This is a genomic window from Phytohabitans sp. LZ39 (assembly GCF_059359075.1).
Genome location: NZ_JCADBM010000023.1, coordinates 155068 through 178428 on the forward strand (window position 1 = coordinate 155068; position 23361 = coordinate 178428).

General features: G+C 70.4%; 22 protein-coding genes and 1 pseudogene. 8 read left to right on the top strand and 15 right to left on the bottom strand.

Features of this window, described 5'->3' with window-relative positions:
• Positions 1 to 153: 153 nt before the first annotated feature.
• From AC5L36_RS35230 to AC5L36_RS35265, 8 genes are all read right to left on the bottom strand, one after another.
• Positions 154 to 2787 (bottom strand): helicase HerA domain-containing protein, encoded by a 2634-nt coding sequence (locus tag AC5L36_RS35230; protein WP_441222957.1) that lies wholly within the window; start codon positions 2785 to 2787, stop codon positions 154 to 156.
• Positions 2784 to 4586 carry a VirB4 family type IV secretion system protein gene (locus AC5L36_RS35235; protein WP_441222958.1) on the bottom strand — a complete coding sequence of 601 codons (1803 nt, stop codon included), beginning with the start codon at positions 4584 to 4586 and terminating at the stop codon, positions 2784 to 2786. The genes AC5L36_RS35230 and AC5L36_RS35235 overlap by 4 nt, the downstream gene beginning before the upstream one ends.
• Entirely contained in the window at positions 4586 to 5524 is a 939-nt protein-coding gene (locus AC5L36_RS35240; RefSeq protein WP_441222959.1) for a PrgI family protein, read from the bottom strand. Before AC5L36_RS35240 ends, AC5L36_RS35235 begins: the two co-directional genes overlap by 1 nt.
• Positions 5517 to 5702 (bottom strand): hypothetical protein, encoded by a 186-nt coding sequence (locus AC5L36_RS35245; protein WP_441222960.1) that lies wholly within the window; start codon positions 5700 to 5702, stop codon positions 5517 to 5519. The genes AC5L36_RS35240 and AC5L36_RS35245 overlap by 8 nt, the downstream gene beginning before the upstream one ends.
• A gap of 15 nt (positions 5703 to 5717) precedes the next feature.
• Positions 5718 to 7283 (bottom strand): TrbL/VirB6 family protein, encoded by a 1566-nt coding sequence (locus tag AC5L36_RS35250; protein ID WP_441222961.1) that lies wholly within the window; start codon positions 7281 to 7283, stop codon positions 5718 to 5720.
• A 1-nt stretch (position 7284) separates the two neighbouring features.
• Positions 7285 to 7611 carry a pilin gene (locus tag AC5L36_RS35255; protein WP_441222962.1) on the bottom strand — a complete coding sequence of 109 codons (327 nt, stop codon included), beginning with the start codon at positions 7609 to 7611 and terminating at the stop codon, positions 7285 to 7287.
• 314 nt (positions 7612 to 7925) lie between these two features.
• The gene (locus AC5L36_RS35260; protein ID WP_494909502.1) at positions 7926 to 8723 is read right to left on the bottom strand and encodes a hypothetical protein; all 798 of its coding nucleotides are present in this window, start codon (positions 8721 to 8723) and stop codon (positions 7926 to 7928) included.
• A gap of 5 nt (positions 8724 to 8728) precedes the next feature.
• The gene (locus AC5L36_RS35265; protein WP_441222964.1) at positions 8729 to 9238 is read right to left on the bottom strand and encodes a hypothetical protein; all 510 of its coding nucleotides are present in this window, start codon (positions 9236 to 9238) and stop codon (positions 8729 to 8731) included.
• A gap of 524 nt (positions 9239 to 9762) precedes the next feature.
• Between AC5L36_RS35265 and AC5L36_RS35270 the strand changes: the two genes are divergently transcribed.
• From AC5L36_RS35270 to AC5L36_RS35290, 5 genes are all read left to right on the top strand, one after another.
• Positions 9763 to 9942: a hypothetical protein gene (locus AC5L36_RS35270; protein ID WP_441222965.1), complete on the top strand. Its 180-nt coding sequence runs from the start codon at positions 9763 to 9765 to the stop codon at positions 9940 to 9942.
• A gap of 276 nt (positions 9943 to 10218) precedes the next feature.
• The gene (locus tag AC5L36_RS35275; protein WP_441222966.1) at positions 10219 to 10944 is read left to right on the top strand and encodes a hypothetical protein; all 726 of its coding nucleotides are present in this window, start codon (positions 10219 to 10221) and stop codon (positions 10942 to 10944) included.
• Between the two features lie 366 nt (positions 10945 to 11310).
• Entirely contained in the window at positions 11311 to 11886 is a 576-nt protein-coding gene (locus AC5L36_RS35280; RefSeq protein WP_441222967.1) for an XF1762 family protein, read from the top strand.
• On the top strand, positions 11883 to 12989 hold the full coding sequence (locus AC5L36_RS35285; RefSeq protein WP_441222968.1) for a DNA-methyltransferase: 1107 nt from the start codon (positions 11883 to 11885) through the stop codon (positions 12987 to 12989). The genes AC5L36_RS35280 and AC5L36_RS35285 overlap by 4 nt, the downstream gene beginning before the upstream one ends.
• Before the next feature lie 409 nt (positions 12990 to 13398).
• The gene (locus AC5L36_RS35290) at positions 13399 to 14355 is read left to right on the top strand and encodes a tyrosine-type recombinase/integrase (RefSeq protein WP_441222969.1); all 957 of its coding nucleotides are present in this window, start codon (positions 13399 to 13401) and stop codon (positions 14353 to 14355) included.
• 605 nt (positions 14356 to 14960) lie between these two features.
• Here the strand turns inward: AC5L36_RS35290 and AC5L36_RS35295 are convergent.
• From AC5L36_RS35295 to AC5L36_RS35305, 3 genes and pseudogenes are all read right to left on the bottom strand, one after another.
• Positions 14961 to 15266 carry a hypothetical protein gene (locus AC5L36_RS35295; RefSeq protein WP_441222970.1) on the bottom strand — a complete coding sequence of 102 codons (306 nt, stop codon included), beginning with the start codon at positions 15264 to 15266 and terminating at the stop codon, positions 14961 to 14963.
• A 9-nt stretch (positions 15267 to 15275) separates the two neighbouring features.
• Positions 15276 to 15446, bottom strand: a pseudogene (locus AC5L36_RS35300) (transposase); the annotation flags it as partial.
• 121 nt (positions 15447 to 15567) lie between these two features.
• Positions 15568 to 16647: an alpha/beta hydrolase gene (locus AC5L36_RS35305; protein WP_441222971.1), complete on the bottom strand. Its 1080-nt coding sequence runs from the start codon at positions 16645 to 16647 to the stop codon at positions 15568 to 15570.
• Positions 16648 to 16752: 105 nt separating this feature from the next.
• On the opposite strand from AC5L36_RS35305, the gene AC5L36_RS35310 reads away from it, so the two are divergent.
• Positions 16753 to 17661 (top strand): LysR family transcriptional regulator, encoded by a 909-nt coding sequence (locus AC5L36_RS35310; RefSeq protein WP_441222972.1) that lies wholly within the window; start codon positions 16753 to 16755, stop codon positions 17659 to 17661.
• Positions 17662 to 18142: 481 nt separating this feature from the next.
• On the opposite strand, the gene AC5L36_RS35315 is transcribed toward AC5L36_RS35310, so the two are convergent.
• Entirely contained in the window at positions 18143 to 19318 is a 1176-nt protein-coding gene (locus AC5L36_RS35315; RefSeq protein ID WP_441222973.1) for an IS110 family RNA-guided transposase, read from the bottom strand.
• 851 nt (positions 19319 to 20169) lie between these two features.
• Between AC5L36_RS35315 and AC5L36_RS35320 the strand changes: the two genes are divergently transcribed.
• Both AC5L36_RS35320 and AC5L36_RS35325 read left to right on the top strand, forming a co-directional pair.
• On the top strand, positions 20170 to 20895 hold the full coding sequence (locus tag AC5L36_RS35320; RefSeq protein ID WP_441222974.1) for a tyrosine-type recombinase/integrase: 726 nt from the start codon (positions 20170 to 20172) through the stop codon (positions 20893 to 20895).
• Positions 20871 to 21344, top strand: a complete 474-nt coding sequence (locus tag AC5L36_RS35325) for a tyrosine-type recombinase/integrase (RefSeq protein WP_441222975.1) — start codon at positions 20871 to 20873, stop codon at positions 21342 to 21344. The genes AC5L36_RS35320 and AC5L36_RS35325 overlap by 25 nt, the downstream gene beginning before the upstream one ends.
• Positions 21345 to 21725: 381 nt before the next feature.
• Here the strand turns inward: AC5L36_RS35325 and AC5L36_RS35330 are convergent, their stop codons facing one another.
• The 3 genes from AC5L36_RS35330 to AC5L36_RS35340 are packed head-to-tail and all read right to left on the bottom strand — an operon-like array spanning position 21726 to position 23343.
• Positions 21726 to 22391: an NUDIX domain-containing protein gene (locus AC5L36_RS35330; protein ID WP_441222976.1), complete on the bottom strand. Its 666-nt coding sequence runs from the start codon at positions 22389 to 22391 to the stop codon at positions 21726 to 21728.
• Positions 22388 to 22924: an NUDIX hydrolase gene (locus tag AC5L36_RS35335; RefSeq protein WP_441222977.1), complete on the bottom strand. Its 537-nt coding sequence runs from the start codon at positions 22922 to 22924 to the stop codon at positions 22388 to 22390. Before AC5L36_RS35335 ends, AC5L36_RS35330 begins: the two co-directional genes overlap by 4 nt.
• Positions 22921 to 23343 (bottom strand): MerR family transcriptional regulator, encoded by a 423-nt coding sequence (locus AC5L36_RS35340; RefSeq protein ID WP_441222978.1) that lies wholly within the window; start codon positions 23341 to 23343, stop codon positions 22921 to 22923. The genes AC5L36_RS35335 and AC5L36_RS35340 overlap by 4 nt, the downstream gene beginning before the upstream one ends.
• Positions 23344 to 23361: the final 18 nt, after the last annotated feature.

The following is a 23361-nucleotide window of genomic DNA, read 5'->3' on the forward strand; positions in this document are numbered from 1 at the left end:
GATCGGATGGGTGCGGGCATGACCGTCTCCTAGCTGCGGTGTTGGGCTGGTGTGGGCCGGCGTAGGGTCGGCAGTTCGGTGACCATGGCTGCGCCGGGTCTGAGCCGGGCCTGGCACCGGCGCCGGGACTGTCGCCATCCGACGCGGTGCTGGTTATCTGCGGCGGGCCAGCCGTTGCATGCCGGTGGGTTCGTCCGGGTCGCTCTTGGCGACGCGGGCGGTGCATGCCTGCCGGATCGCGGTGGCTTCGCCGACCGGGTCGGTCGGCGGCAGTGTGCGCAGGGTGAACGCTGGAGTGGGGCGGCCGGCGGCGACCAGCCGGGTGGCGGCGCGGTAGACGTCCATGTGGGACAGGTCGTGGGCGTCGAGCTCGGGCAGGGTGTGTTTGGCCAGATCGACGGCGTCTTCGGGGGCGATGTCGAAGAAGATTTTGTTGCGGGCGTTGGCCGACAAAGCGCGTTGGGTCTCGTTCGGCAGTTGGGCCAGGTTCTGGTGCGCGAGGACGAGGGACAGGCGGTAGCCGCGGGCTTCGGCGAGCATGTCGTCGACCGAGCCGGGCAGGTTGAGGAAGTTGTGCGCCTCGTCGACGAAGACGGTGGCGTCCCGGCGCTGGTCCTCAGGGACGCGGGCGCGGGCGGTGGCGGCCTGCCAGGCGGTGGACAGTACGAACGAGCCCATCACCCTGGCGGTGTCCTCACCCAGCAGCCCTTTGGGCAGCCGGGCAAGCACGATACCGCCGGTGTTCAGCGCCTTGGCCATGTCGAATGTGGAGGTGGCGGCGCCGAGGGTGTACTTCGGGAACGGGCGGGTCAGGATCAGCCGCAGCCGGGACAGCACCGGGGCGATCATCTGGGCGCGTTGGGCGTGCGGAGTGGTCTCGAACGAGTCCCAGAACCCGCGCAAACCTTCCGGGTCGTCCAGGTCGACGGTCAGCTGCGAGCGGAACTGTTTTTGCAGCAGCAGCGGGGAGATGTTGGTCAGGACCGGGTTGGCGTGCCGCATCAACGTGAGGCCGGCCATGCGGAAGATGTCGTCCATCCGTGGTCCCCAGAACCTTTGGAAGATCTTGGAGAAGATGGAGACGATGTTGTCCACGGCCAAATCGGGGTCGTCGCCCAGTAGCGGGTTGAGCCGGTCCCCGACGCGTTGGTCGGGGTCGATCAGGATGACCCGGTCAGCCATCGTGGCGGGGATCCGGTCGAGGACGTCGGTGACCAGGTCGCCTTTGGGGTCGATGACCACCACGGCCCGACCGGCCAGGATGTCGGCGACGATCATCCGTACCAGCAGGGTGGACTTGCCGGTGCCGGTGGAGCCGATGACGTGCAGGTGATGTCGGGCGTCCGCGACCGCGAGGCCGACGGTGTGGCCGCCGACCTCGGCCCGGCCGAGGATTTTGACGTTGCGGCCGCCGGCCGGGACCTCGATCGGTGCCGGCATCGGCTTCGCGCGGGCCCGCAGCAGCCCGGGCACCGCCAGATCCAGGGGGAGCCCGGCGAGGACGGCAAGTTCGTCGGTGGACAGCAGGAACCCGCCGCGCAGCGGCCGGCCGGCCAGCACCCGGGCGGGGTGGGGCATGGCTAGGCGGCGCAGGCGTTGCCGGGCGCCGCTGTAGACGCCGTACGAGCCGGCGATGCCGTGCGCGACTGTCTTGACCCGGGCGTGGAGGTGGGCGGCGGGCACCCGTCGGGGGTTGGTGTGTACGACGGCGTAGCGGATGCAGGTTTGCCAGATCGGGCCGTCGACGAGCCTGTCCACCGCGGCCCGGATGTCTCGGTCCCGTTCCGGGTGGTGAACGTTGACTACCCGGCCGCCGGCCGGGCCTTGGGGGCGGGGGGCTGGTGTGGGCAGCAGCGGGTCGAGTAGTGCGCCCAGCCACCGGCCTGGGTTGAGCAGACCGGTTGGTGGGTGACCGGCGCGGAGGGCGCCGACGGTGCGGCGTAGCCGGCGGACCTGATGCGGTGTGGCGGGCCGGGTCAGGACCTGCACGCAGGCGTGTTCGTGGTCGCCGAGGCCACCGGCGGCGGTCAGCAGCGGCCGCAGTGGGTCGGTGTCGTGTTCGGTGCGCAGCGGCTGCCAGCCGGGCAGGGCCGGGACCAGGGCGCCACCAGCGGCGACCGCGGTCGGGGCGTTCGCCTTGGCGCGGCAGGTGAACAGCCGGCCAGCCGCGGCGCGCATGCCCGGGACCGTCGAACGGCCGCGGTTGACTGGCTCGACGGGGGCGTCCGGCTTCGCCGTGACGGTGTGGGCCGGTGGGGGCGGCACGGGTGGTGATGCGGCGCTGTCGACCATGCAGGACGTGCCGGGCCAGGCCCCGACCGCGGCGGCCACGATCGGGCTGGTCGGGATGGTGCCGGGCACCCAGAGCATGATCGTCAGTTGTCGGCCGGCCCACCGGTACTCCATGGCCACGTGTGGGGTGCCGTAGATGAGCCGGCGCCACCAGATCGGGCGCAGGATCTGGGCCAGGGTCGCCCACCACACCGCCGAGCCTTCGGGTTGAACCTCCGGTGGTGGGGTGATGGTGATCTGGTGCGCGTGCCGGGCGAGGCGTTGGTGCCGCCACATCTGCACCCGTCCGTGCACCACAATCGTGGCGAAGAGTGTGGCGGTGGCGAGCAGCAGCAGCCAGGGCCGGTCCCGCAGCCACCAGGCCGCCTGCCCGATCGCGTCGATCGTCGGGTGGGACGAATCGTGGTGGTCTTGCCGCGGGGTGCGGCTGGTCGGTGACGGCGTCGGTGTAGGCCGAAGCCAGGCCCGATCCGTCCACACCCGCAGCGGCGTCATGGCTGGCCGCCGTCGACGTCGCGGTCCCCGGTACACGCGGCGTGCTCGGCGGGGGAGCTGACCGCCTGGAATCCGAGCCGGTGGCCGCCGGACAGCAGCAGGCCTTCGCCGCGGCGGGCGGACAGCAGCAGCCGTGCCTCGCCGGTGGTCAGCCCGAACGCGGTGGCGATGTCGGCGATCGCGGAGGCGTCCTGGCGCAGCAGGATCTGGGTGGCGGAGTTGGCGACCACCGCACGGCCGAGTGTGCTGCCCAGGACGTCGGCGGCATCCTGGGTGATCACGGACAGGCCGGCGCGGCGTTTGCGGGCGGACTTGGCCAGGGTGCGCAGGAACGCGGCGCCGGCGTCGTCTTGCAGCAGTTTCCAGGCTTCGTCGACGATGACCAACTGGCGCAGGTCGTCGGCGACCGCCTGCGGGGCGGGGGTGTCGATCTGCCGCCAGATCGCGTCCAAGGCGAGCAGCATCGCCGGCGCCCGCTGTTCCTCGGACAGCTGCCGGGTGGACCAGACGACCAGCCGCCCGTCCGGCATGGTGGTGGATGGGCCGTCGAAGAGGTCTTTGAGACTGCCGAACGTCCACGGCCTCAGCTGCGCGGCGAGCGACAAAGCCGGTGTGGTGCCGGCCGCTTCGAGCGCGGCGAGGACGTCACGCAGCAGCGGCGCTGGCCGAGACCAGGTCGCCGGGTCGAGGTCGATGCCGGCCTGTTCGTAGGCGGCCAGGATGGCGGCGTTGAGGGCGGCGCGTTCCGGGCCGGACAGGTGGTCGGTGCCGAGCATGACCGCGACCAGGGTGACGACGAACTGGACCCGCCGGTCGAACGCCGCCGGATGCCGGTCGCCGGGCGGAATGTCGAGGGGGTTGATCCGGACCCCGGGGCCGCCGAGCTGGATGAGCGTGCCGCCGACCGTGGCGGCGAGGCGGACGTACTCGTCCTCCGGGTCGATCACTTGGATCAGCACCCCGCCGATCAGGGACCGGATGATCTCCAGCTTGATGAAGTAGCTTTTGCCGGCACCGCTTCGGGCCAGCACGACACTGTTGTAGTTGTCCGCGTTCCACCGGTCCCACCACACGACCCCGCCGGTGGCGGTGTTCAGCCCATACAGCACACCGCCCGGTTGGGGTGGGTCGCCGGGCAGCGGCGCCGGCAGGTCCGCGGAGGCGAGCGGGAAGGCGCAGGCCAGGGAGTCGGAGTCGAAGACCCGGCGCATGCCGAGGCTGTCCACCCCGAGCGGCAACCCCGAGGTCCAGCCCTGCATCTGCCGCCACGTGGCCGGGACGGTGTCCAGCAGAACCGAGGCGGCGATGGCTCGCACCTCGGCCACCGACTCGCCGAGTTCGTCCAGGGTGGGGGCGTGCACGACCAGGTAGATCCCGACCCGGAACAGGCGGGCGTCGCCGCGGGCGACCCGGTCAGCCAGGTCGGCGGCATCCTCGGCGGACGCCTCGGTGTTCGGGTCGTGCAGCCTGCCGTGGTCGGCGTCGGAGCGGCGGACGGTTTCCAGCCGGGCCCGCTGCGCCCGCAACCGGCGAGCCGCAACCGGCGCCGGGAGCGGTTCGATGTGCAACGTCAGGTCGAGGCGGCCCGGCCAGGCAAGCAGCGGCTCCAGCCAGGCGGCGGACACTTCCGCCGGATACTGGGTGACGATCAGGACGGCGGCGTAGCCATCCCCGACCCGCAGATGCCGGGCGGCGACCTCCACGGCGGCTGGGCCGAGGACCGCGGTCGCCGCCGCGGTGTCGGCGCCCTGGGCGGGCGGCGGTGCCGGGCGTGGCCGGGTCAACCATGGAACCCGCATCACGGCCTCCACCCGTTGGTGGTGACCGGCTGGTCCGGCCGCGCCCGGCCCGGATGCGGGTCGACACCGGCATAGGGGTCGGTCGCGGCGGCCAGGACGCCGGTGACGGTGCCGCCGTCCAGGACCCGGGTGGCGGCGCCGAGCGCCGACAGGGCGCCGGCGGTGTGTTCGGCCTGCCGCATCGCTTCGATATCGGCGTGGCGGCCGGTCGCGGTGTGCGCGATGGTGACGGTGCGCCATAGCGGGTCGCGATGCTCGGCCAGGTCGAGCAGGAAGCCGGCGTAGTCGCAGGCCGCATCGTGAAGGGCCGGGTTCGGCAGGGCCTGCGCGGCGTCCAGGACCCGGTCGGCGTGGGCGGCCAGGTCGACCCGGCGGGTGGACACCACGATCTGGGTCGGCCCGGACAGGGCGTGCAGCCAGCGGGCGAACCCGCCGAGCATCGCCGCCTGCTCCTCACCAGTGCGCAGCCCGATGTTCACAGTGGACACGGCGACCAGCGCGGCGTAGGTGTTGCCGCCCAGGTCGATCGCTCCGGCCTCGGTGATGCCGTTGGTGGGCAGCCGCAGCACCGCCGGCGCAGGATCCGCGGCAGGGTTTGTGCCGGCGGGTGCCCAGCGCGGCGGGGCGGTGACCTCGGTGGCGGCGGGCACCAGCCGGCGTGGGGCGCGGGCGGCGCGTAGCGCGGCCAGCAGCCACCGGTCGAAGCTGAGCCCGTCGCGGCGGCCCAGGGCGAGCACCGCCGCGGCGGCGGTCAGCGGGATGAGAGCACCGGCCAGGACCGGCGTCGGAAGCCAGCCGGCGCCGACCCGCCAGATCAGATACGCCGCCAGGGCGGCGGCGGCCAGGATGGTGACCTGCCGGGCGGTCAGCCCGTAGAGGATCTTGTCGGGGGCTTCGACGTCCGCGTGGATCTTCGCGCGGATCTCCGGTTCAGACATCGGGGTGCTCCTTCGCCGCAGGTGGGTCGGTGGGCCAGCCGGTGCCGGTCGCCCGGCCAGTTGGTGATGCGGTGGGTGGGTCGGTGGGCCAGCCAGTGCCGGTAGGCACCCGGGTGGCGGCCTGCCCGCCGGTGTCGGCGCTGCTCGTGTCGGGCGTGGGCGGGTGGGTTGCGGGCATCGCTGGTTGGTCCTTTCAGCGGTTTCGGGGTGGTGTCGCGGCTGGTGGCGGCGCGTGCCAGCCGGCCGGCCGCGGCCATTTCGGTTGGGTGTCCGGCCACAGTTGCGGCCGGTCCCGTGGCCGGGTCCGGACCGGCCGGTCGGGTAGGACCGGCCAGCCGGTGCCGGTGGCGCGGCGTCCGGTGGGCGCGACCCCAGCCGGTGCTGGGGCGGTGGCCCGGATGGGTTCGCCCGCGGTGATCAGCGGTGAGCCGTGGGTGGAGGCGGTCAAGGTGGCCGGGACGGCGCGTTGGTAGGACCGGGCGGTGGACGGCTGCGGGCCTTGGATCGGCTCGGCCGGCCAGCCGGTGGCCGAGCCGGTGTGCGCCCAAGGCCGCGACCACCGGGACGGCTTGCGCGGCATCGCGGTGCCCGGGGTGACATGCGACGGCACGACCGGCCGCGACCGTGCGGCCGGATCAACATCGGCCTGCGATGAGCCGGCGGTTGCGGCGCTGGCCGAAACGTGACTGGCGTTGGTGGTCGACGTGCGAGCCGAGCGTGGCCGGATCCAGGTGGGTCGGATCCGCGTGTGGGTGGTGCGGGGCAGCCGGCCGGTTCCGCTGCGCGGAAATCGGCTGGTCTTGCCGCCGGCGGCTGCGGCGGCGCCGGCTCGTCCGCCGCCCCACACGCCGCCGGTCACGGCCCGGGTCACCTGCTGGACGACCGCGACCCGCAGGATCATCCCGAGCACGTTGCCGCCGCCGCGGCTGTGGGTGACGTATTGGCGGATCAGGCTGGGGATCTTCGCGACCGCGTACAGGATGCAGGCGATCACGAAGAGGTTGAACACCTCGGTCGGGTCATTGGGCAGCCCGAACTGGTCGACCTGCGCGTCGGGGGAGAAGTAGATGACCGCGGCGGTGTGCAACGCGACCGCCTGCGCGGTCACCGTGCCGAGCGCGCCGAACAACGCCCGCCACCACAACCGAGCGGCCGGATCGGTCCACGGAGTCCCATGACAGGCCAAAGCGATCGGCGCCACGCCGACCAGGACGATGGCCAGCCCGAGCCGAAGGATCCAGCCGAGGATGATCCACATCACCAGACCGGCGATGCTCAGTGAAACGATCGTGGTGAACAGCCCGATCGCCGGGTTCGCCAGTGACCCCTCGACGATCCGCCGCATCTGGGACAGCGATTCGTCGGAGGCGATGTCCTGCCCGGTGATCGCCCGGGTCACCGCGTTCCCGAAGGTGATCAGCGCATCACATATCGGCATAGCGAAGTTCGCGGCGACGAACCCAATCACCAGACGCGGGGCCAGGTCGGTGAAGCCGTAGCGCATCTGGACCGTGCCGCGGGCCATCACCACGACCGCGACCGCGACAAACGCCAGGACATAGCAAACGTTGACGATCGCCAAGGAACGGTCATGGAGGGCCTGGACCTGGGGCAGGACGGTCACGTTCGGCACGACCAGCACAGTTGCGGCCAGCCAACCCCAGACGGTGTTGATCACGTCAGCGGCGACACCGCCCAACCACTTGACGACCTGATCCAGCAGCGCCTCGACACCGAAGCCCCAGGGGGTCCAGCCCATGTCAGATCTCGCCGAGGATCTGGCCCAGGATCCCCATGAAGACCGGCGTCAGGATCACGCCGGCGTAGCCGACAGCGGCGGCCTTGAACGCGACCTTCGCGCGTTCGAGCTGGGTCGTGTCGCCGCCGGCCATCATGTACAGGGCCAGGCCAGCGGTGCCGCACAGGGTCGCGATGGCGAACGCGATCCCCGCGATCCATTTGGTGGCGTCGTCGATAACGAGCTCGAGGTCGGCGGTCGGGTCCTCGCCCGGTTCGGGCGCGGCCAGCACGACTGCGGTGGTCACAGCCGATGCGGTCCGGGCGACGGTACGGATGATGCGGTTCATGACGGGCACCTCCCGCCCCCACCCACAGGTGGGGGCGTGCACGAAGCGGTAGGGGAAGCGCCACCAAGGGATCAACAAGGCGTGCGGCAAGCGGGTGGGAGCGTTGCTCCTTGTCTGCCGAATGCGGGCCAGGTGTGAACACGAACCGGGTCGGCCAGCCCGTCACCACACACGGTTGAGCCCTTGGCGGCGCAGGGAGACACCGGTGACCGCGTCCGGCCGTGGTGACTCCTTGCCCCTCCAAGGGCTCGTGTTGGGTGGCCGATCTAGCACGCCACGGCCTGTTGAGCGCCCAACAGCACCCAACAAACCAGCTATGCGGCGACCGGCACGACGCCCAACAGTTCGCGCAGCCGCTTACGGCGGCGGACCAGGGTGGCGTCCAGCCGGACGTGGTCCAACTCGCCGGCGCGGATCGCATCGGCCAGCTTCAGCTGTGCCTTGCGCCGCCAGTCACCCGCGACGGCTGCGCTGATGCCCAACTCCGCGGCAACCGTGGCCACCGTGTGACCTTCCAACCTAGTGCGGCCAATCAGCTGGTGCTCTTCGCTATCGATCACGCCCGCCGCGAACGCGCGGGCCAGGACCCAGTCCGGATGGTCCCACGGGTTTAGCGGCGCCCGCGACCACGGCCGATTCACGCGGATCGCGGACGCGTCGGCGTCCGCGTCGCGGGCTTTACGCGCACGACGCGTGCCGGCATCGACCAGCTTCCCGACGATCCGGTCGTCGTCCAGGTCGACCCTCTTCAACTGGGTCAGGAAGCCTTCCAAGACCTCGGCGTGCAGGTCGACCGTAGGCGACGCCCAGTCACTGCCCACCCGGCGTACCGCGCGACGCAGGCCCGGCATGGCCAGGCCAACGCAGGCGATCACCCAGGCCGGACCGTCCCGGCGAGCCCGCACCACGAGTTCGCGCCAGACCGCGTCCTGCTCCAGCCGGGACATGCCCCGCCCGAGCAGCAGCTTCTTGAGCTCGTCCAAAGCCACGATGCGGTCCGGTAACCCGTCGAAGCCTCGACCGTCAAAAGCGAGCGGGGCCGGCGGGCAGGTCAACAGAGCGAAAGCCCGATCAGCGGCGGCCAGAGACGACGACGGCCACGACGAAGCCACCCCGCTCACCGCACCGCCAGACGAACCCACGCCAGCCGGCGACCAGCACGGCGGTAGACATGGTTGGCGGCCATCATTGCCGGCCGCTCCAGCACACGGTACGGATCCCACAGACGGCCGCCCGGCCGGTCGTCGTGTTCGACCAACCGGACGGCGGTGAGGAAGCCGGTCAGCACCGCGTCTTGCCATGCGTCGCCGCCTCGTCGGTCGGCGAGGAGTTGGGCACGCCGGCGAAGGCCAGGCATGGCCAAGCCGACCCATGCCACCGTCCAGTCCGGACCGTCGTAGCGAGCCCGCAACACCAGAACCCGCCACACCGCCACCCGCACCCGGTGCGGTGTCCGCGCCGCCCGCACGATCGTCTGTAGCTCGTCCAGACGCAGCGTGCGCTCCGGAAAGCCAGGTACCTCGCCGTCCACCTGCAATGGCGACGGTGGGCCGGCGAGAACGTCGAAGGCCGATTCGGCGTGTTCCGGCGCCGACATCCACCAGGCGGAGACTCGCATTGATGACATGGCTTGGCTCCCGACACAGAGCAGGAACAGGGGATAGGCGCGACACCACCCGGGTGTGCCGCAACCCCAAGCCAGCCACATCAACCCAACGCGAGCCGGCCAACAGCCGCCAACAAGTCCACCCGGGGCGCAGACGCCCGGAACGCCGCGATGACCGGCTGTTGGGCCAGCTCAGCAGCCGTGCCGACGAGGCCGCGACGGCAACGGCAGCGCGGAGCGCCAAGAACCTTGTCGCGGACAGGTTCTCCCGCGATGGCGCAGGTCATCACCACCACGCAGAAGGTGTTTGTTCGATGAAACTCGATACCGGCCAACGTGATGTTCGAACGGCGCCGCCTTCCACAAGTGCCTGCGCCCAACGGGCACAACAGCGCCGGCCACACCACAGCGTTGGGCGGCCTCCACCACGCGGCAGCGGCGCGAAGGCTTGCGGTCTGAGCCTCTCCAACGACCGACGCTCGGCAGCCGCCGACCACGCCGCCGCTCTTATCACCCAGGAGTTCGCCGCCGACCTACGGCGCGACGTGAGCAGACTGGCGCGCGCGGTGGTCGAGGCGGCCGCACCGTTCCTGGTCGACGCTGACTACGTCGACCATGCGTTGACCGCCCGTTTCCCGACGGACGACGCAACGCCGCCGCCACGGCCCACACCGCAAGAGCTGTGGCGCCGGGCCGCCGGGGGCAAGGGCCGCTACCGCAGCTGATGCAGCAGCACCAGTGGCTGACCCTGACCACCATCCGCGTCGCGGACGACAGTTCGGCAGCCGAGTAGCACCGTAGATCTCGACAGCCGCCAACGGTTGGCGTCCGGCCACGCGCTCCGCGGTGGAGGCTGTCTGCCGACGTGGTGTTGGCGGCGTTGGTCAGGGCCGTTGGGTGCTGTTGGGTGGCGGATCGGGTCACACAGCGCCAACGGGCACTTCTGTTGGGCCTTGTATGGATGTGAACACGGCCGGCCGGCGCGGGAGCAACACCCGCGTATGACTGGACCCCCGCACGTCCACAACGAACCTACCGACACCGAACTCATCGCTACTGAGCTGGCTGCCGCAGTCGGCCGGCTCACCGACGCCCTCGTCGCCGCCGACGCCTTCACCATCAACGACAGCGATGGCCCGGTCGCGGTCATTGTCTGGCGATTCGCGACCGGCCACGACAGCGGCAGCGACCCCGCCGCCCGGCTGGCGCGACTGCTGGTGCGCACCTACACCACGCCCGGCGCGGTGGTCGTCGACCTCGACAACGACCCAACTTTCCGCTCGGTGACCCAGGCAACGGGTCGCCGCTACATGCCGGTCACCTCGCCGACCCGAGTGCCCTCCCCGACGCATCTCCCGCGGCCGGCCGGACTTATCGCACTGCGCTGGCCTCACCAGCAGGACAAGCCCGACGGAAATCTGGTGGAGCTGCTGACCGCCTGTCGTGGGCTTCTGGCCCCCGACGGGTGTCTGCTCGTCAGCCGTGCCACCACAACACCGGACCGCCGCTACACCGATGACGCCCGCACCCTGCTCGCCGCGGCCTGTCGTGCGCAGCTGCGCCGGCTGCATCACATCGTCGCCGTCACGGTGCCGATCGCCACCGACCGGTTCACCTACGTCGCCACCCCAGACGAGGTCGCCGCGCTGCACCACGACGCCGCCCAGACCGGTGGCCACTACCAAGACCTACTGGTCTTCGTCCTGCCGGTAGGTACCGATGCATAGCCTCCAGACGTCAACGCTGAAACCGCAGGCCGGCCACGCCCCGTCCCCACAGACCCTTCGACTACCACAGCTCGGGCGCAGACCACGTCGCCGGCCAGAGGGCGAACGTCCCATCGCGAAGACCGGCGCCGGCCGGCTGCCGTCACCCGAGATGCGCCGCTGCGTCGAGGCGACGTGTCGCGGCGCAGCCGCCAGGAGGCCAGACCGGTCGCGACCGGACGGCCAGGATGTCGCGACCCGGCCGGCCCGCCGAAGCGACACGACCTCCAGTCCGCGGCGAGCAGGCCGCGAACGGCGGGCGGCCAACCCCGTTGTTGTGCGTTGCGGTATCCAGGTGGCCGCCGGCCAGGCGGACGGAGCCCCACGATGACCCGCCACGGTGCCCGTCGCAGCACTGACCGTGTCCGTCGCGGGTCGCGGCCCCGGATCCGTCCGATCAGCTATCGGCAGGCGTGCGCGTTCATCCGCACCCATCACCGGCACCTGGGACCACCGCAAGGCCACAAATACTCCATCGGCCTGGCCGCCCCAAGCGGAGACCTGGTCGGCGTCGCGATGGTCGGCCGGCCCATCGCCCGCCACCACGACGACGGCCTCACCGCCGAAGTCACCCGACTGGCCACCAACGGCTCCCGCAACACCTGCTCCGCGCTGCTGGCCGCGGCCTGGCGGGTCGCCCGGAGCATGGGCTACCAGCGGATGATCACCTACACCCGCCACGACGAGCCCGGCACCAGCCTGCGCGCCGCCGGCTGGCGGGCCGTCGCCGACATCCCCGCCAGCAGCGGCTGGGACCGACCTACCCGCCCCCGCACCAGCCACGGCGCCGACCAGGTCGCCCGCACCCGCTGGCAGGTCACCACCCCCGACTGGCACGCCCGCCCCACCGACAACCACAACAGCGACCAGACGGCCGCCGACGCCGCGCGGAGGCGATCATGACCCGCACCGCGCTTGCCGCGCCGGAACCCGCCGACCGGTTTCTCTACCACCGCGACGGCCCCGTCACCCTCTACCTCGGCGACGCCCACCGCGTCCTGACCGCGCTGCCCACCGCGTCCGTCGACACCGTCGTCACCTCACCGCCCTACTACGGTCTGCGCAACTACGACGTGCCCGGCCAGTACGGCCTCGAACCCACCCCACAGGCCTATGTGGACACGATGGTGCGGGTCTTCACCGAAGTCCATCGCGTCCTACGCGACCACGGCACGCTGTGGCTGGTCCTCGGCGACTCCTACAGCCTCAACTCCGGCGGCGCACCCCGCGGCGGCACCTACAGCGGCTACCGCGGCACCGCCACCAGCCGCCCCGGCCTGATCCGGCCCCGCACCCAGGATCTGCTGCCCGCCAAGAACTTGATTGGAATTCCGTGGCGGGTCGCGTTCGCGCTCCAGGACACCCGGCTGTGGTACCTACGGCAGGCGATCATCTGGCACAAACCCAACGCCACCCCCGAATCCGTCCGGGACCGGCCGTCGTGTTCCCACGAGTACGTGTTCCTGCTGGCCAAGAACCGCTTCTACTACTTCAACCTGGACGCGATCCGCGTCCCCCTCGCACGACCCGACGCCCTCGACGGCACCCGCATCATCGGCGGCCGCCACAAAGGCCAGGCAGGCGGGATCGGCCCGACCCGCCGCCGCCGCGGAGCCACCGCCTACGGCGCCAAACCCGCCACATACGCGACCGACCGGGCCGTCCAGCACAGCGAGCCAGGCCGCAGGCACCTGCTGGCCACCGGAACCACGCACTCCACCACGCACCCCAGAGGCCGCAACCCGGGGTCGGTTTGGAGCATCCCCACCCGCCCGTACGCCGGAGCCCATTTCGCCGTCTATCCACTGGATCTGCCGACAACGGCAATCAAGGCCGGATGTCCACCAGACGGGCGCGTCCTGGATCCATTCAGTGGCGTCGCCACCACCGGCGTTGCCGCCGTCCAGTTCGGGCGGCAGTACTGGGGCATCGATATCAAGGCCGACTACCACGACATCGCGATCAGGCGGCTCGCCGCGAACGCCCCGGGGCGGGGACCGTTGTGAGAGGCCGCCACGAGCAAGGCATGAGACACACGACGGCCCGAACACGCCACGACACGGCGTCCGGTCGCGGGGGTCGCTGCCGGTCAGGCAGTCAGGGGAGTCTCTGCGGCCCAGGGCACCGGTCAACACGATCCAGTGCACAGCACTCGCTGTTGGCCGTCGATGTCCGGGCTCGAGCGGCGCTGTTGGGTGCTGTTGGCTCCTTGACCGTCACCGGTCGACAGATTCGTCGGCGCTGTTGGGCCTTCAAAGGACATGAAGGGCCTGCCTATCCGACGCGAGAGCGTCATCTCGAACAGACACAAGCAGCTACGCGTCCACTCCCGCGTACGCCGTCCGACGTTGACGTGACCGGCAGCTTCAGGGGAGCGGAGCGGCGCGCGGCTACCTGCGAAGACGGTGAAGTGCCGTGACCGGAGATCTGGTGCGGCTGACAACGGGAATTGCCGCCGTCTGGGCCGGATTCGTGCGGGACTGGGACCGAACACTGAGAGCCGGCAACTATCCAACGACAACCCGGTACAACTACCTGCTGGCAGTCGTGCAACTGGCTCGCTATCTCGACGACCACCGTGTCGATGCCAGCGCCGAGGCCGCCGCCGCGGATCCGACGGCCGTGCGGCGAGCGCACTTGGAGAGCTTCCAGGCGTGGATGGTGCAGACCCGCTCACCGTCCACGGCGATGAACAAGTACAAGGCCTTGCAGCAGTTCTTCCGCTGGCTGCTCCAAGACGAGGAGGTCATCGAACGGTCGCCGATGGAGCGGATGCGGCAGCCGAAGACACCGCAGAAGCTCATCCCGGTCCTGCGTGACGAAGAGACCAAGAGCGTCCTGGACGTGTGCAAGGGCAACGACTTCGCCGGACTACGGGACGAGGCGATCATCCGCCTGCTGTACAACACCGGAGCGCGGCTGTCGGAGGTCGCCCACCTGGCCGTCGCCGACGTCGATCTCAATCGCGACGTGGTGCACTACCACGGCAAGGGTGCCAAGGACCGGCAGGTCCGATTCGGACCGAGGACCGGCCGAGCGCTGAGCCGATACCTGCGCGCCCGCGCCCAGCACCGGTACGCCATCTCCGAGCACCTGTGGCTCGCCGTGCGCGGCGGCAACCCGCTGGCCGCGAACGGGATCAAGCTTATGCTCCGCCGCCGCGGCGAGGCGGCCGGCGTGCCACATCTGCACGCTCACCGCTGGCGGCACACCTTCGCCCACGAGTGGAAGCTGGCCGGCGGCGACACCGGCGATTTGATGCTCCTGCTGGGCTGGACATCCGATGACATGCCGCGCCGCTACGGCGCGAGCGCCGCAGCCGAGCGCGCCCAGAAGATACACGCGCGGCTGAAGGTAGGCGAACGTGTCTGAAAAGCGGAATGGGCGCGGCGGCCGGGTGCGGGGGAGTGGGTTGACCGCGGCGCAGCGCAGTCGCCGAGCTCGGATCGCCGCGCACGCATCATGGGCCAGGACCGTCAACCGGACGGCCCGGACGTCTTCTGGCACTAGGGCGTTCCTCGATCGGTTCGAGCGTCAGGTTGATCCCGAGGGCGTGCTACCTGAGGAGACCCGCGTCGCGATGGCGAAGCACGCGCGGAAGGCGTACATGCTGCAACTGGCCGAACGCTCCGCAGCCGTCCGACGACACAAAGCTCAACTGTCGAGCACTTGATTACATGTCAAGAAGACCCGAAATCCTAGAGACGCCTCAACATCAATGCATACCGCCACGCGGGCCCCTGCTGGCCGGCCCGACCCACGGCTAGGCCCGAGGAGCCCTGGTCCGTTGCCGTGCCGGCGGCGTATGGGAGTACCTTCCGGCACAGCATGCCTGGCGTCGCGGCCTTGCCCGCACGGGCCTGGCATCCGCCGGGATCTGTCGATCAGCGAGTAAGTTGAGCAGCCAGCGACGTGGCCGGCCACCGCAAACACGGCCACGTCGCCCCACCACTTCACTCATTTGGCTTCCCTCTAGGTCAAGGGGTTGCGGCGAGGGATGTTTTAGGCTGGTGGGCAGCGGGTCCGGGTTGTGACTTGTTCGAAGAGTTGGCTGTTGGGATTGGGCTGGCCGCGGTGGATTGCAGAGTCGCTGCCTGGTGTCCTCCCGGGCCGGCCTTGCTGGTCTGGGTGCGTCGGGTGTCGAGGACCATTCGCTGGTAGACCACGTCGGACAGGTGGCGTTTGAGGGCGCGAAGGGCTTCCATCGTGGTCTTGCCTTCGGCGACGCGGCGGCGGTAGTAGGCGCGGCCGGGAGTGTCGTGGCGTAGTTGCAGGATGGCCATGATGTGCAGGACCCGGTTGATGCGACGGTTGCCGGCCCGGGACAGACGGTGGCGTTTCTGGTCGCCTGAGGATGCCTCGATCGGCGCGGTGCCGTTCCACGAGGCGAAGTGGGCCTTGCTGCGGAACCGGCTGACGTCTGCGATGTCACCGAGCAGGCGGGCCGCCCGGGACGGGCCGATCCCGGTTGAGTTCGCCCACCGAGCTGCCGGTGGCGGCTACGAGGTCGAGGTAGGCGTCGGCGAGGTCGCCCGCACGGCTGCTCGGCCGGCCCGGATCGGCAAAACCGCCGCCTGAGCGAGTTCAGCGTCGGGCCAGGAAATTGGTGGTCTCGGCGAGGAACCGCTTGCGTCCGTGGTTGTCGCGGTCGAGGTGGGCATAGTGGGTCGCGCCGGTCAGTTCGACGCTGCGGACCTCGGCGGCGTGGACGAGGTGGTCTCGCATCGCGCGGGGATCCTCGGGCCGGCTCCAGAAGTCGTACTCACTGCGCAGGATCAGCGTCGGGGCGGTGATCAGGCTGGCGTCCCACAGTTGGCGCCCGGTGGCGAGTAGGAAGCTGTCCTCCAGCGCCCCGGTCGGGGCCCGGAAGCTTGGCGGGGTCCGCGAGGCGCTGGTCGGGTCGGAGGCGAGCGCGGCCCGCTGGTAGGCCGCCGCGACGGCCGGATCACGCCACACCGTCTTGTCGTCGCCCGGGATGCCGGCGTCCCAGGACGGCAACAGGCTGTCGGCGGTGTTGAGCCGGTACGCGCCGAAAGCCGCCGCGTGGAACTGGCCGGGCCGGTCGGGGTCCTCGTAGTCGCTTCCGCGTCCGAGGGTCGGATGCCCGTCGTGGGCGCCGTACAAGGTGTTGTAGAGCACCAGGTGGCTGACGCGGTGCGGGTTGGCGGCGGCGTACTGGCCCAGCCAATGGCCGCCGGTGGCCCAGCCGAGCAGGGCCACCCGGGGGTGGCGGGTGTGCCGGCTGATCAGGTCGACGACAGCGGCGACATCGCGGACCACCTCGGCGGAGCGGGCGGCGGGTGGATTGGCCCGCGGGTCCTGCTCCATCGACGGCGGGCGGGTGGAGGCGCCGTAGCCGCGCGCGTCCATGATGTACACGCGGTGGCCCGCGTCCGCGAGGACGCCGGCCAGGGAGCCACCCGGCACTGGCAGGTCGAAGCTGGCCACCCCGGGCACCCGCGCGCCGTGTAGCAGCAGCACCGGCGGCCGTAGTGAAGGGCGAGCCGGTCGCACCTCACGAACCGCGATCCGGACACCGGGATCGCTGGTGACTCGCAGATCTGTTCGGATCGTGCGTGAGTGCTCTGTGGCGTCGGCTGTCACCGGCAGCAGGGTCGCCGCGACGATCGCACCGGCACCGGCCAGCAGCAGGTTCCTCATCATCGTTTCCTCCTTAGGTCGCCATCCACCGTTCTCGGCCACGAGGGCTGTCGTCACGTTTCATATATCGCTGACGACTGTTAGATATCCGTCGCATATCGTCAGAGGGTGGAGCTGCGACACCTGCGTTACTTCCTCGCCGTCGCCGAGCACCTGCATTTCGGCCGGGCCGCCGAGACGTTGGGCATCCGGCAGCCGCCGCTGAGCCAGCAGATCCAGGCGCTGGAGGCGGAGCTGGGCGTCGCGTTGTTCGACCGCAGCACCCGGCAGGTGCGGCTGACCGCCGCTGGTGAAGCGTTCCGGCCCGACGCGCAAAAGGCGGTCGACCACGCTGGCGCGGCGACCCGCGCCGCGCAACGGGCCAGCCGCGGTGAGACCGGGCACCTCGTGGTCGGCTTCGTCGGCTCGGCCGCGCTGACCCTGCTGCCGCCTCTGCTGCGCGCGTTCCGCAACCGCTACCCGGACGTGACGCTGGACCTGCGCGAGCTGACCACCGCCGATCAGGCCGGCCAGTTAAGGGCGGGCCGGCTCGACATAGGACTGCTCCGGCCACCGGTGCCCGAGCCCGACGCCGACGGCCTGCACGTCGAATCGGTTGGCCGCGAACGCCTCGTCGCGGCCCTGCCCGCCGGCCACCGCCTCGCCCGTACCCGCGGCATCGCTCTGGTCCGGCTGGCGCACGAACCGTTCGTGCTGTTCCCCCGCCGCCTCGGCCCCGGTCTGCGCGACCAGATCGACGACTACTGCCGCTCCGCCGGCTTCACGCCCACCGTGGTGCAGGAAGCCGTGCAGATGCAGACGATTCTCGGGCTGGTCGCAGCCGGCCTCGGGGTCTCCCTGGTCCCGTCATCGCTCACCCGCACCCACCACGACGACGTCACCTTCCACGCCGTTCACCCCGCGGCGAAGGTCGTCGACCTCGCTCTCGCCCACCGCAACGAGCAGCCGTCCGCGCCGACCCTGGCGCTGGCCCGGCTCGCCCGGGACCTCGCCCGCGCCAGGCCACAACACGGGTAACAGCCGAGAGTCGCGAACCGCGTCCGAGCACGGAATCCCTGCCGTTATCGACGGCGGGACCGCCGGTTGCGAGATGAGCTTCGATCGCCGCTGGCCTGGAGGGGGAGTCGGCTGTCCCGTTCGAGTTTGCGGGTCCGTGCTCCTGAAGATCTGAGCGGCCGTCGTCTCCGCTACCCAGTGCGCTGGACGCTGGCGGGTGCACCCGGGAACGTTTCCCATGACACCGTGTTGAAAGCTGTTGGCCGCGAGATCGCGCGCGACTGCACGGTCATTCTTCCTGTTGGGCTGTGTCGGGGGAGCGCTGCCCGCCGAGTTTGCACCGCCGCACGGGCGCGAATGCCTGTCTTCCCAGCGCAGCGCACCGTGCACGGACTCACCACATCGGCCTCGCCGCATGGATCAAGATCATCCTACTCATCTGTCGCCGATCCGCGCGGTGCTGACCGCAAGATCAGGCGCACGCTCATGGTTCCCCTCTAGGTCAAGGGGTTGCGGCGAGTTTTGTTCTAGGCTTGCCGCTGGCGGGTCCGGGTTGTGACTTGTCCGAAGTGGCGGCTGTCGGGATTGGGCCGTCCGCGCTGGATTGCAGAGTCGCTCCCGATTGTCCTGCCGGGCCCGTCCCGCCGGCTCGATTGCGTGTGGCGTCGCGGAGCATCTGCTTGTAGACCACGTCGGACAGGTGCCGTTTGAGCGCGCGCAGGGCTTCCATGGTGGTCTTGCCCTCGGCGATACGGCGCCGGTAGTAGGCGCGGCCGGGGGTGTCGTGGCGCAGCTGGACGATGGCCATGATGTGCAGGACCCGGTTGATGCGCCGGTTCCCGAGCCTGGACAGGCGGTGGCGGCGTTGGTCGCCGGAGGACGCTTCGATCGGGGCGGTGCCGTTCGGTGAGGCGAAGTGGGCGGCACTGCCGAACCTGGCGACATCACCGATGTCGCCGATGAGGCGTGCGGCGCCGGATGGGCCGATTCCGTTGAGGTCGCGTAGCGAGCTGCCCGCCGCGGAGACGAGCTGGCGTAGCTGCTTGTCCGCGGCCCGGATCTTGGCGTCGATGACGGTCAGCTCGTCGATGAGCTCGCGGGCCAGGTCGTGACGGGTCCGGGCGAGGATGCCGACCGGTTCGGGCGCGGTGCGCAGCAGGTAGCTGGCCTGGCCGCGGGTGAGGAACTTCTTGGCCCCGCCCGGGATCAGCTCCAGCAGCAGATGGTGGATGCGGCTGACCGTCTCGGTGCGGGACCGGCCGAGCTCGTCACGGCGGTCTACCAGCAGCCGCAGCGCCACGGTGGCGTCGTTGACGGTCACGGCACGCAGACCCGGGGTGCGTAGCCCGGCCACCGCGACGCTGTGCGCGTCGACCGGGTCGGTCTTGCGGCCCTGCCCGGTGTGGAAGACCCGCACCCGGGCGGACAGCTTGGCGGGCACGTCGAGGACGGGTTCGCCGTCGGCGACCAGGCGTTGGGCGATGTGCCGGCCGATGCCTGCGCAGCCTTCCACGGCCCAGATGCGGTCGGGGAAGTGGCGGCCGGCGGCGAGCATCTGCTGGTAGCCGTCGGTGTCGGTGCCGTAGCGGCCCTTCGCCAACATCTGCTCGCGTTCGTCGATGACCTCTACCGTGGCCGACCGCTTGTGCGGATCCATCCCGATCACCACACGACCCATGCGCTCGCTCTCCTCGCTTGTACACAGTGGACTATTGCGAGGAGGGCAACGCTACTTCCAGCTGGGCAAACCGCTCTTGAGCCACTCCCGCAGCGGTGACCGGCGGGCGCACGCCAAATGAGAGTCACACCCCTTGAGCCGTGGACAGCCGCGAATGAGAGCAACCCGCCGGCCACCTCGACCCAGCCTGGCCGGGCTGGAGTCGTAGATCAAATTAGATAAGTAGCCGCGATCCGGCCGTTACGAGGGGTGACGAAGCTGGGCCGATCGTCAGTGTCGGGAGCGGGTCGCGGTCCGGCGTGGCAGCTTGTTGTTGTAGCGCGGGTGTTGGTCTTGCGTCGCCGGGCCCCTAATGCCTGGGCTGCGGTGCCGTGGCTGTCGCGCTACGGGCCCGTGCCCGTAGCGACCGTGTCGCGTTGGCTGGCTGCCGCTACTACGGGGTCTTCTGGGTGAGGGCGGTCCGTATCTGGCTGCCGCCGCTGCCCGAGTGTTGTGGTACCTCGGTGTCGTGGGACGCATCCGGCTGCGCAGCGCGCTTCGCACCCTGCTGTGTTGTCTGGCCTTGGGCGGGGACCCGGATCGTGTGTCCGGTGGGACTCCTTTACTCGGCCGATTTATGCTTCCAGTGACCTGGGGCAAACATGCGTGAGCATGCCGCTGATTGGGGGTCAAGGGGTCGTCGGTTCAAATCCGGCCGTCCCGACCATGGCTGACCAGGCAAGATTAAAGATCTTGCCTGGTTTCCGCTAACAGTGATCGCGCAGTGTCGGTCGAGTCCTCGCCCCGTTAGCGGAGGAGATCGACCCGTGGCTATCTACCCCTACCAGTTGGCCCGCGGCCAGACTCGCTGGATGTTCACCATCGACCTGCCCCCGGCCTCCGACGGCAAGCGCCGGCAGATGAACCGCAGGGGCTTCGTGTCCCAGCAGGCCGCACAGGCGGCGGAGACCGAGGCCCGCAGGTCGTACGCCCGCGCGGACCTAGCCGCGGACGGCAGTCTCGCCGCCGAGCTGGCGGTGTGGCTCCGTGAGCGGGAGCTGGACGTGCAGCAGACCACCCTGGGCAACTACCGTGACATCGTCAACTGCTACATCGTTCCGGATTTGGGCAGCCGGCAGGTCTACGCGCTGTCCAAGCGCACCATCCACGACTTCTATATGACGCTGCTCAAGCGGGGCAGCAAGCGCGGCACTCCGTTGTCGCGGACCACCGTGCGGACCGTGCACCGGGTGCTGATGAAAGCGCTGAAGGATCTACGCATCGCCGTCGACGGAGTCCGCGAACCGCGCAAGGAGGACCGGGAGACCCAGGGACGCAAGGGCGTGTGGACGGCAGAGCAAGCCGCTCAGTTCCTAGTTCACCAGGCCGACCACCGGCTTTACGCGGCCTGGGTCCTGGCCATCGTGGCCGGCCTGCGCCGCGGCGAGCTACTCGGGCTCAAATGGGATCGCGTCGACTTGGACGGCGGTGCTCTCGCCATCTACTGGCAGCGCACGACGACATCCCGTGACAGTGCCATCGAAAAGGCGCCGAGGGCAAGGGCAAGCGCACCGTGGCCATCGGGCCCACCGCGGTGACCGCTCTGCGTGTGCACCGGCGCTGCCGGGATGCCGAGAAGGAAGCCGCCGCCGAGGTATACGACGATGGCGGCTACGTGTTCTGTCGCGAGGACGGCCGGCCGTACTACCCGCGGTACCTGACGCAGGAATGGGAGCGGAGCTGCCGGGCCGCTGGCGTGCCGGTGATCGCCCTGCACGACGCACGACACACCTCGGCGACCACCGGTGCTGACGCCGGCGTGCCGCAGCACGTCATGAAGGACCGGCTCGGCCACGCCAGCCGGCGCACCACCGACGAGGTCTACACCCACGTGCTGGACCTGAGCGCGCGCAAGGCCGCCGAGCTGATGGAGACAGCCATCTTCGGCCCGACGCAACGCTCAAGTGGCGTCCGCGAGGCCGAGACGGCCTATCACCCGACCAGGCGCTTGGCCGCCGCTCGTCGTCGTATCCGTCGCGCGGCCTAGAAGGGGGATCGTCGTGGCCGCCGGCCAGGTGCGGCGGCCACGGCTACCTGCGCCGCCCGGGTGGTCGCCCACGGTTGTCTCGGTTGTTGCGCCCGGCTTCGGGACACGGTCGGTGGGACGGCGCTCAACGCCGCGATTCCCGCGTCCCGGTGGGCCGGGACGGCGATGTCCCCGCAGCGGTGTCCCGATGCGACTGTCCCGATCGCTCAGGCGCCGGATGTCACTCTTCTGTCCCGCGGGGTGGACCAGTTGCACCGGCCGTGGCTTCGCAGCAGGCGTCCCGGTGGTTCCCGTCGTTCCTTCACCGAAGAGGTCTCCGCAAGGTACGCGCCCCGCCGAGCTCAGCAAGGCTGGGCCCGCCGCCGTGAGAGCGGGTCGCGATCAGGAGGGCGTCGGTGAGGCTCCGTCAATCAGGCAGATCACCGTGCCCTTGGCGCGGGCGGCGAGAGCGGCCTCGATGCGCGGTGCGACGCGGGGTGGGAGCAGCCGCCGGCACTGCTCGGGGTCGTGGAACCCGAAGGTTTCCAACTCGTCTGGATCGACGCGGATGTCGTGGTCGCGGGTGAGGCGGCCGCCGTCGAAGATGAAGTTCACCAGCGCTCGGGGCCGGGGTCCTGCTGGTGAGGCCCAGTCGACCACCAGTAGGTCGCCGGCGGGTAGGGCGAGGTTGAGTTCCTCGCGTAGTTCGCGTTCGGCCGCGGTGTGCGGGTTTTCGTGTTGGTCGATGTAGCCGCCGGGGATGGCCGAACCGATCCCGGGCGCCGTGGCACGGTCGTTGGCGGCCAGGACGTCGCCGACGAGGTTGCGGGCGAAGATCAGCGCGATGGCCAGACCGGCGCCGTTGACCAGTTTCAGCGCGACGTTGGCGATCAGAAGGCGCGGCGAGGAAGCCCATGCCAGCCGGAGGGCGTCGGTGGTGATCCGGGGCAGCAGCCGCAGCGACTTTGGTCGCTCGGCCGCTTCCTGATCCAGTTGCTCGCCGTTCGGCGGCGATGTCTCGTCAACGGCTGGTGGGTCGGCTCGCGGGGACGGGGATGGGTCGGTCACGGTCGAGCCGCCTGGCCGGTTGAGGGGCCGCAACCGAGATCCTGCCGGGCGGCCTCGGCGAAAATCCTTCGGTACATCGGCTCGTATCCGGCTTCCGTCCAGATGACAGCGGGGGCCTGGTCGGCGGGGACGAGCCGGCGGTGGGTCATCTCGAACGTCGGCTCCCACGGGAGCAACGTGACGTCGGCGTGCCACCAGGCGCGGACCAGGATCCGTCCTTGCTCGTGGCCGCGGACGCAGGCGCCGCGGCTGTAGCCGAGCAGCCGTTGCCTGGTCACGGTGGCGCAGGCTTCCTCCCGCACTTCGCGGTGCAGGGTGGCGGTCCAGTCCTCGCCGGGCTCGGGCCGGCCGCCGGGAATTCCCCACCTGCGTCCGTCGTCGCTGACCAGCACGATCTGCCCGTCGGCGTGGCAGACCGCAGCCGAGCCGTGCGGGATACCGGGCGGGACTTGGGGCGGTGGGTGCCAGGAGATCCGCCAGTCCTGGTCGTCGAGGGTGACGGTCCACTCGACACCGTCAGCGGCGATCGTCATCTGACCAGGGCGGGATAATCCGGGTTGCCGGGTTGGTCGATGGACTGCAACAGCGGGCATTCCCGCTGGGTACGAGGCCGCTCACACGTGACCACCAGTCGCTGCAACGACTGGCGCATCGCGGTCAGCTGGACGATCCGCCGATCGAGGTCGCTGATTTTGTCGGTGGCCAGGTCGCGGGCGCCGTCGCAGCTGTCCGGCCCGCCCTCGGCCAAATGCAGCAGGGACTCTACCTCGTCCAGGGTGAACCCGAGCTGTTGAGCACGCTTGACGAACCGGACCACCCGCACCGCGTCCGGCCCGTACACCCGGTATCCGGACGCCCGCCGGGCCGGTGCGGGGAGTAGGCCGCGGCGTTCGTAGTAGCGCAGAGTCTGGATGTTGACGCCAGCCTGATCGGCGACCTGCCCCGTTCTCATACCCCCGAACGATAGGCC

What these genes read in the sequence shown, in the direction of transcription:
- AC5L36_RS35320 (WP_441222974.1), top strand. Translation starts at nt 20,170, where the DNA reads ATGTTCACCATCGACCTGCCCCCGGCCTCCGACGGCAAGCGCCGGCAG.
- AC5L36_RS35230 (WP_441222957.1), bottom strand. Translation starts at nt 2,787, where the DNA reads ATGACGCCGCTGCGGGTGTGGACGGATCGGGCCTGGCTTCGGCCTACA.
- AC5L36_RS35315 (WP_441222973.1), bottom strand. Translation starts at nt 19,318, where the DNA reads ATGGGTCGTGTGGTGATCGGGATGGATCCGCACAAGCGGTCGGCCACG.
- AC5L36_RS35285 (WP_441222968.1), top strand. Translation starts at nt 11,883, where the DNA reads ATGACCCGCACCGCGCTTGCCGCGCCGGAACCCGCCGACCGGTTTCTC.
- AC5L36_RS35265 (WP_441222964.1), bottom strand. Translation starts at nt 9,238, where the DNA reads ATGTCATCAATGCGAGTCTCCGCCTGGTGGATGTCGGCGCCGGAACAC.
- AC5L36_RS35245 (WP_441222960.1), bottom strand. Translation starts at nt 5,702, where the DNA reads ATGCCCGCAACCCACCCGCCCACGCCCGACACGAGCAGCGCCGACACC.
- AC5L36_RS35240 (WP_441222959.1), bottom strand. Translation starts at nt 5,524, where the DNA reads ATGTCTGAACCGGAGATCCGCGCGAAGATCCACGCGGACGTCGAAGCC.
- AC5L36_RS35335 (WP_441222977.1), bottom strand. Translation starts at nt 22,924, where the DNA reads ATGACGATCGCCGCTGACGGTGTCGAGTGGACCGTCACCCTCGACGAC.
- AC5L36_RS35280 (WP_441222967.1), top strand. Translation starts at nt 11,311, where the DNA reads ATGACCCGCCACGGTGCCCGTCGCAGCACTGACCGTGTCCGTCGCGGG.
- AC5L36_RS35295 (WP_441222970.1), bottom strand. Translation starts at nt 15,266, where the DNA reads ATGGCCATCCTGCAACTACGCCACGACACTCCCGGCCGCGCCTACTAC.
- AC5L36_RS35250 (WP_441222961.1), bottom strand. Translation starts at nt 7,283, where the DNA reads ATGGGCTGGACCCCCTGGGGCTTCGGTGTCGAGGCGCTGCTGGATCAG.
- AC5L36_RS35340 (WP_441222978.1), bottom strand. Translation starts at nt 23,343, where the DNA reads ATGAGAACGGGGCAGGTCGCCGATCAGGCTGGCGTCAACATCCAGACT.
- AC5L36_RS35305 (WP_441222971.1), bottom strand. Translation starts at nt 16,647, where the DNA reads ATGATGAGGAACCTGCTGCTGGCCGGTGCCGGTGCGATCGTCGCGGCG.
- AC5L36_RS35255 (WP_441222962.1), bottom strand. Translation starts at nt 7,611, where the DNA reads ATGAACCGCATCATCCGTACCGTCGCCCGGACCGCATCGGCTGTGACC.
- AC5L36_RS35235 (WP_441222958.1), bottom strand. Translation starts at nt 4,586, where the DNA reads ATGCGGGTTCCATGGTTGACCCGGCCACGCCCGGCACCGCCGCCCGCC.
- AC5L36_RS35275 (WP_441222966.1), top strand. Translation starts at nt 10,219, where the DNA reads ATGACTGGACCCCCGCACGTCCACAACGAACCTACCGACACCGAACTC.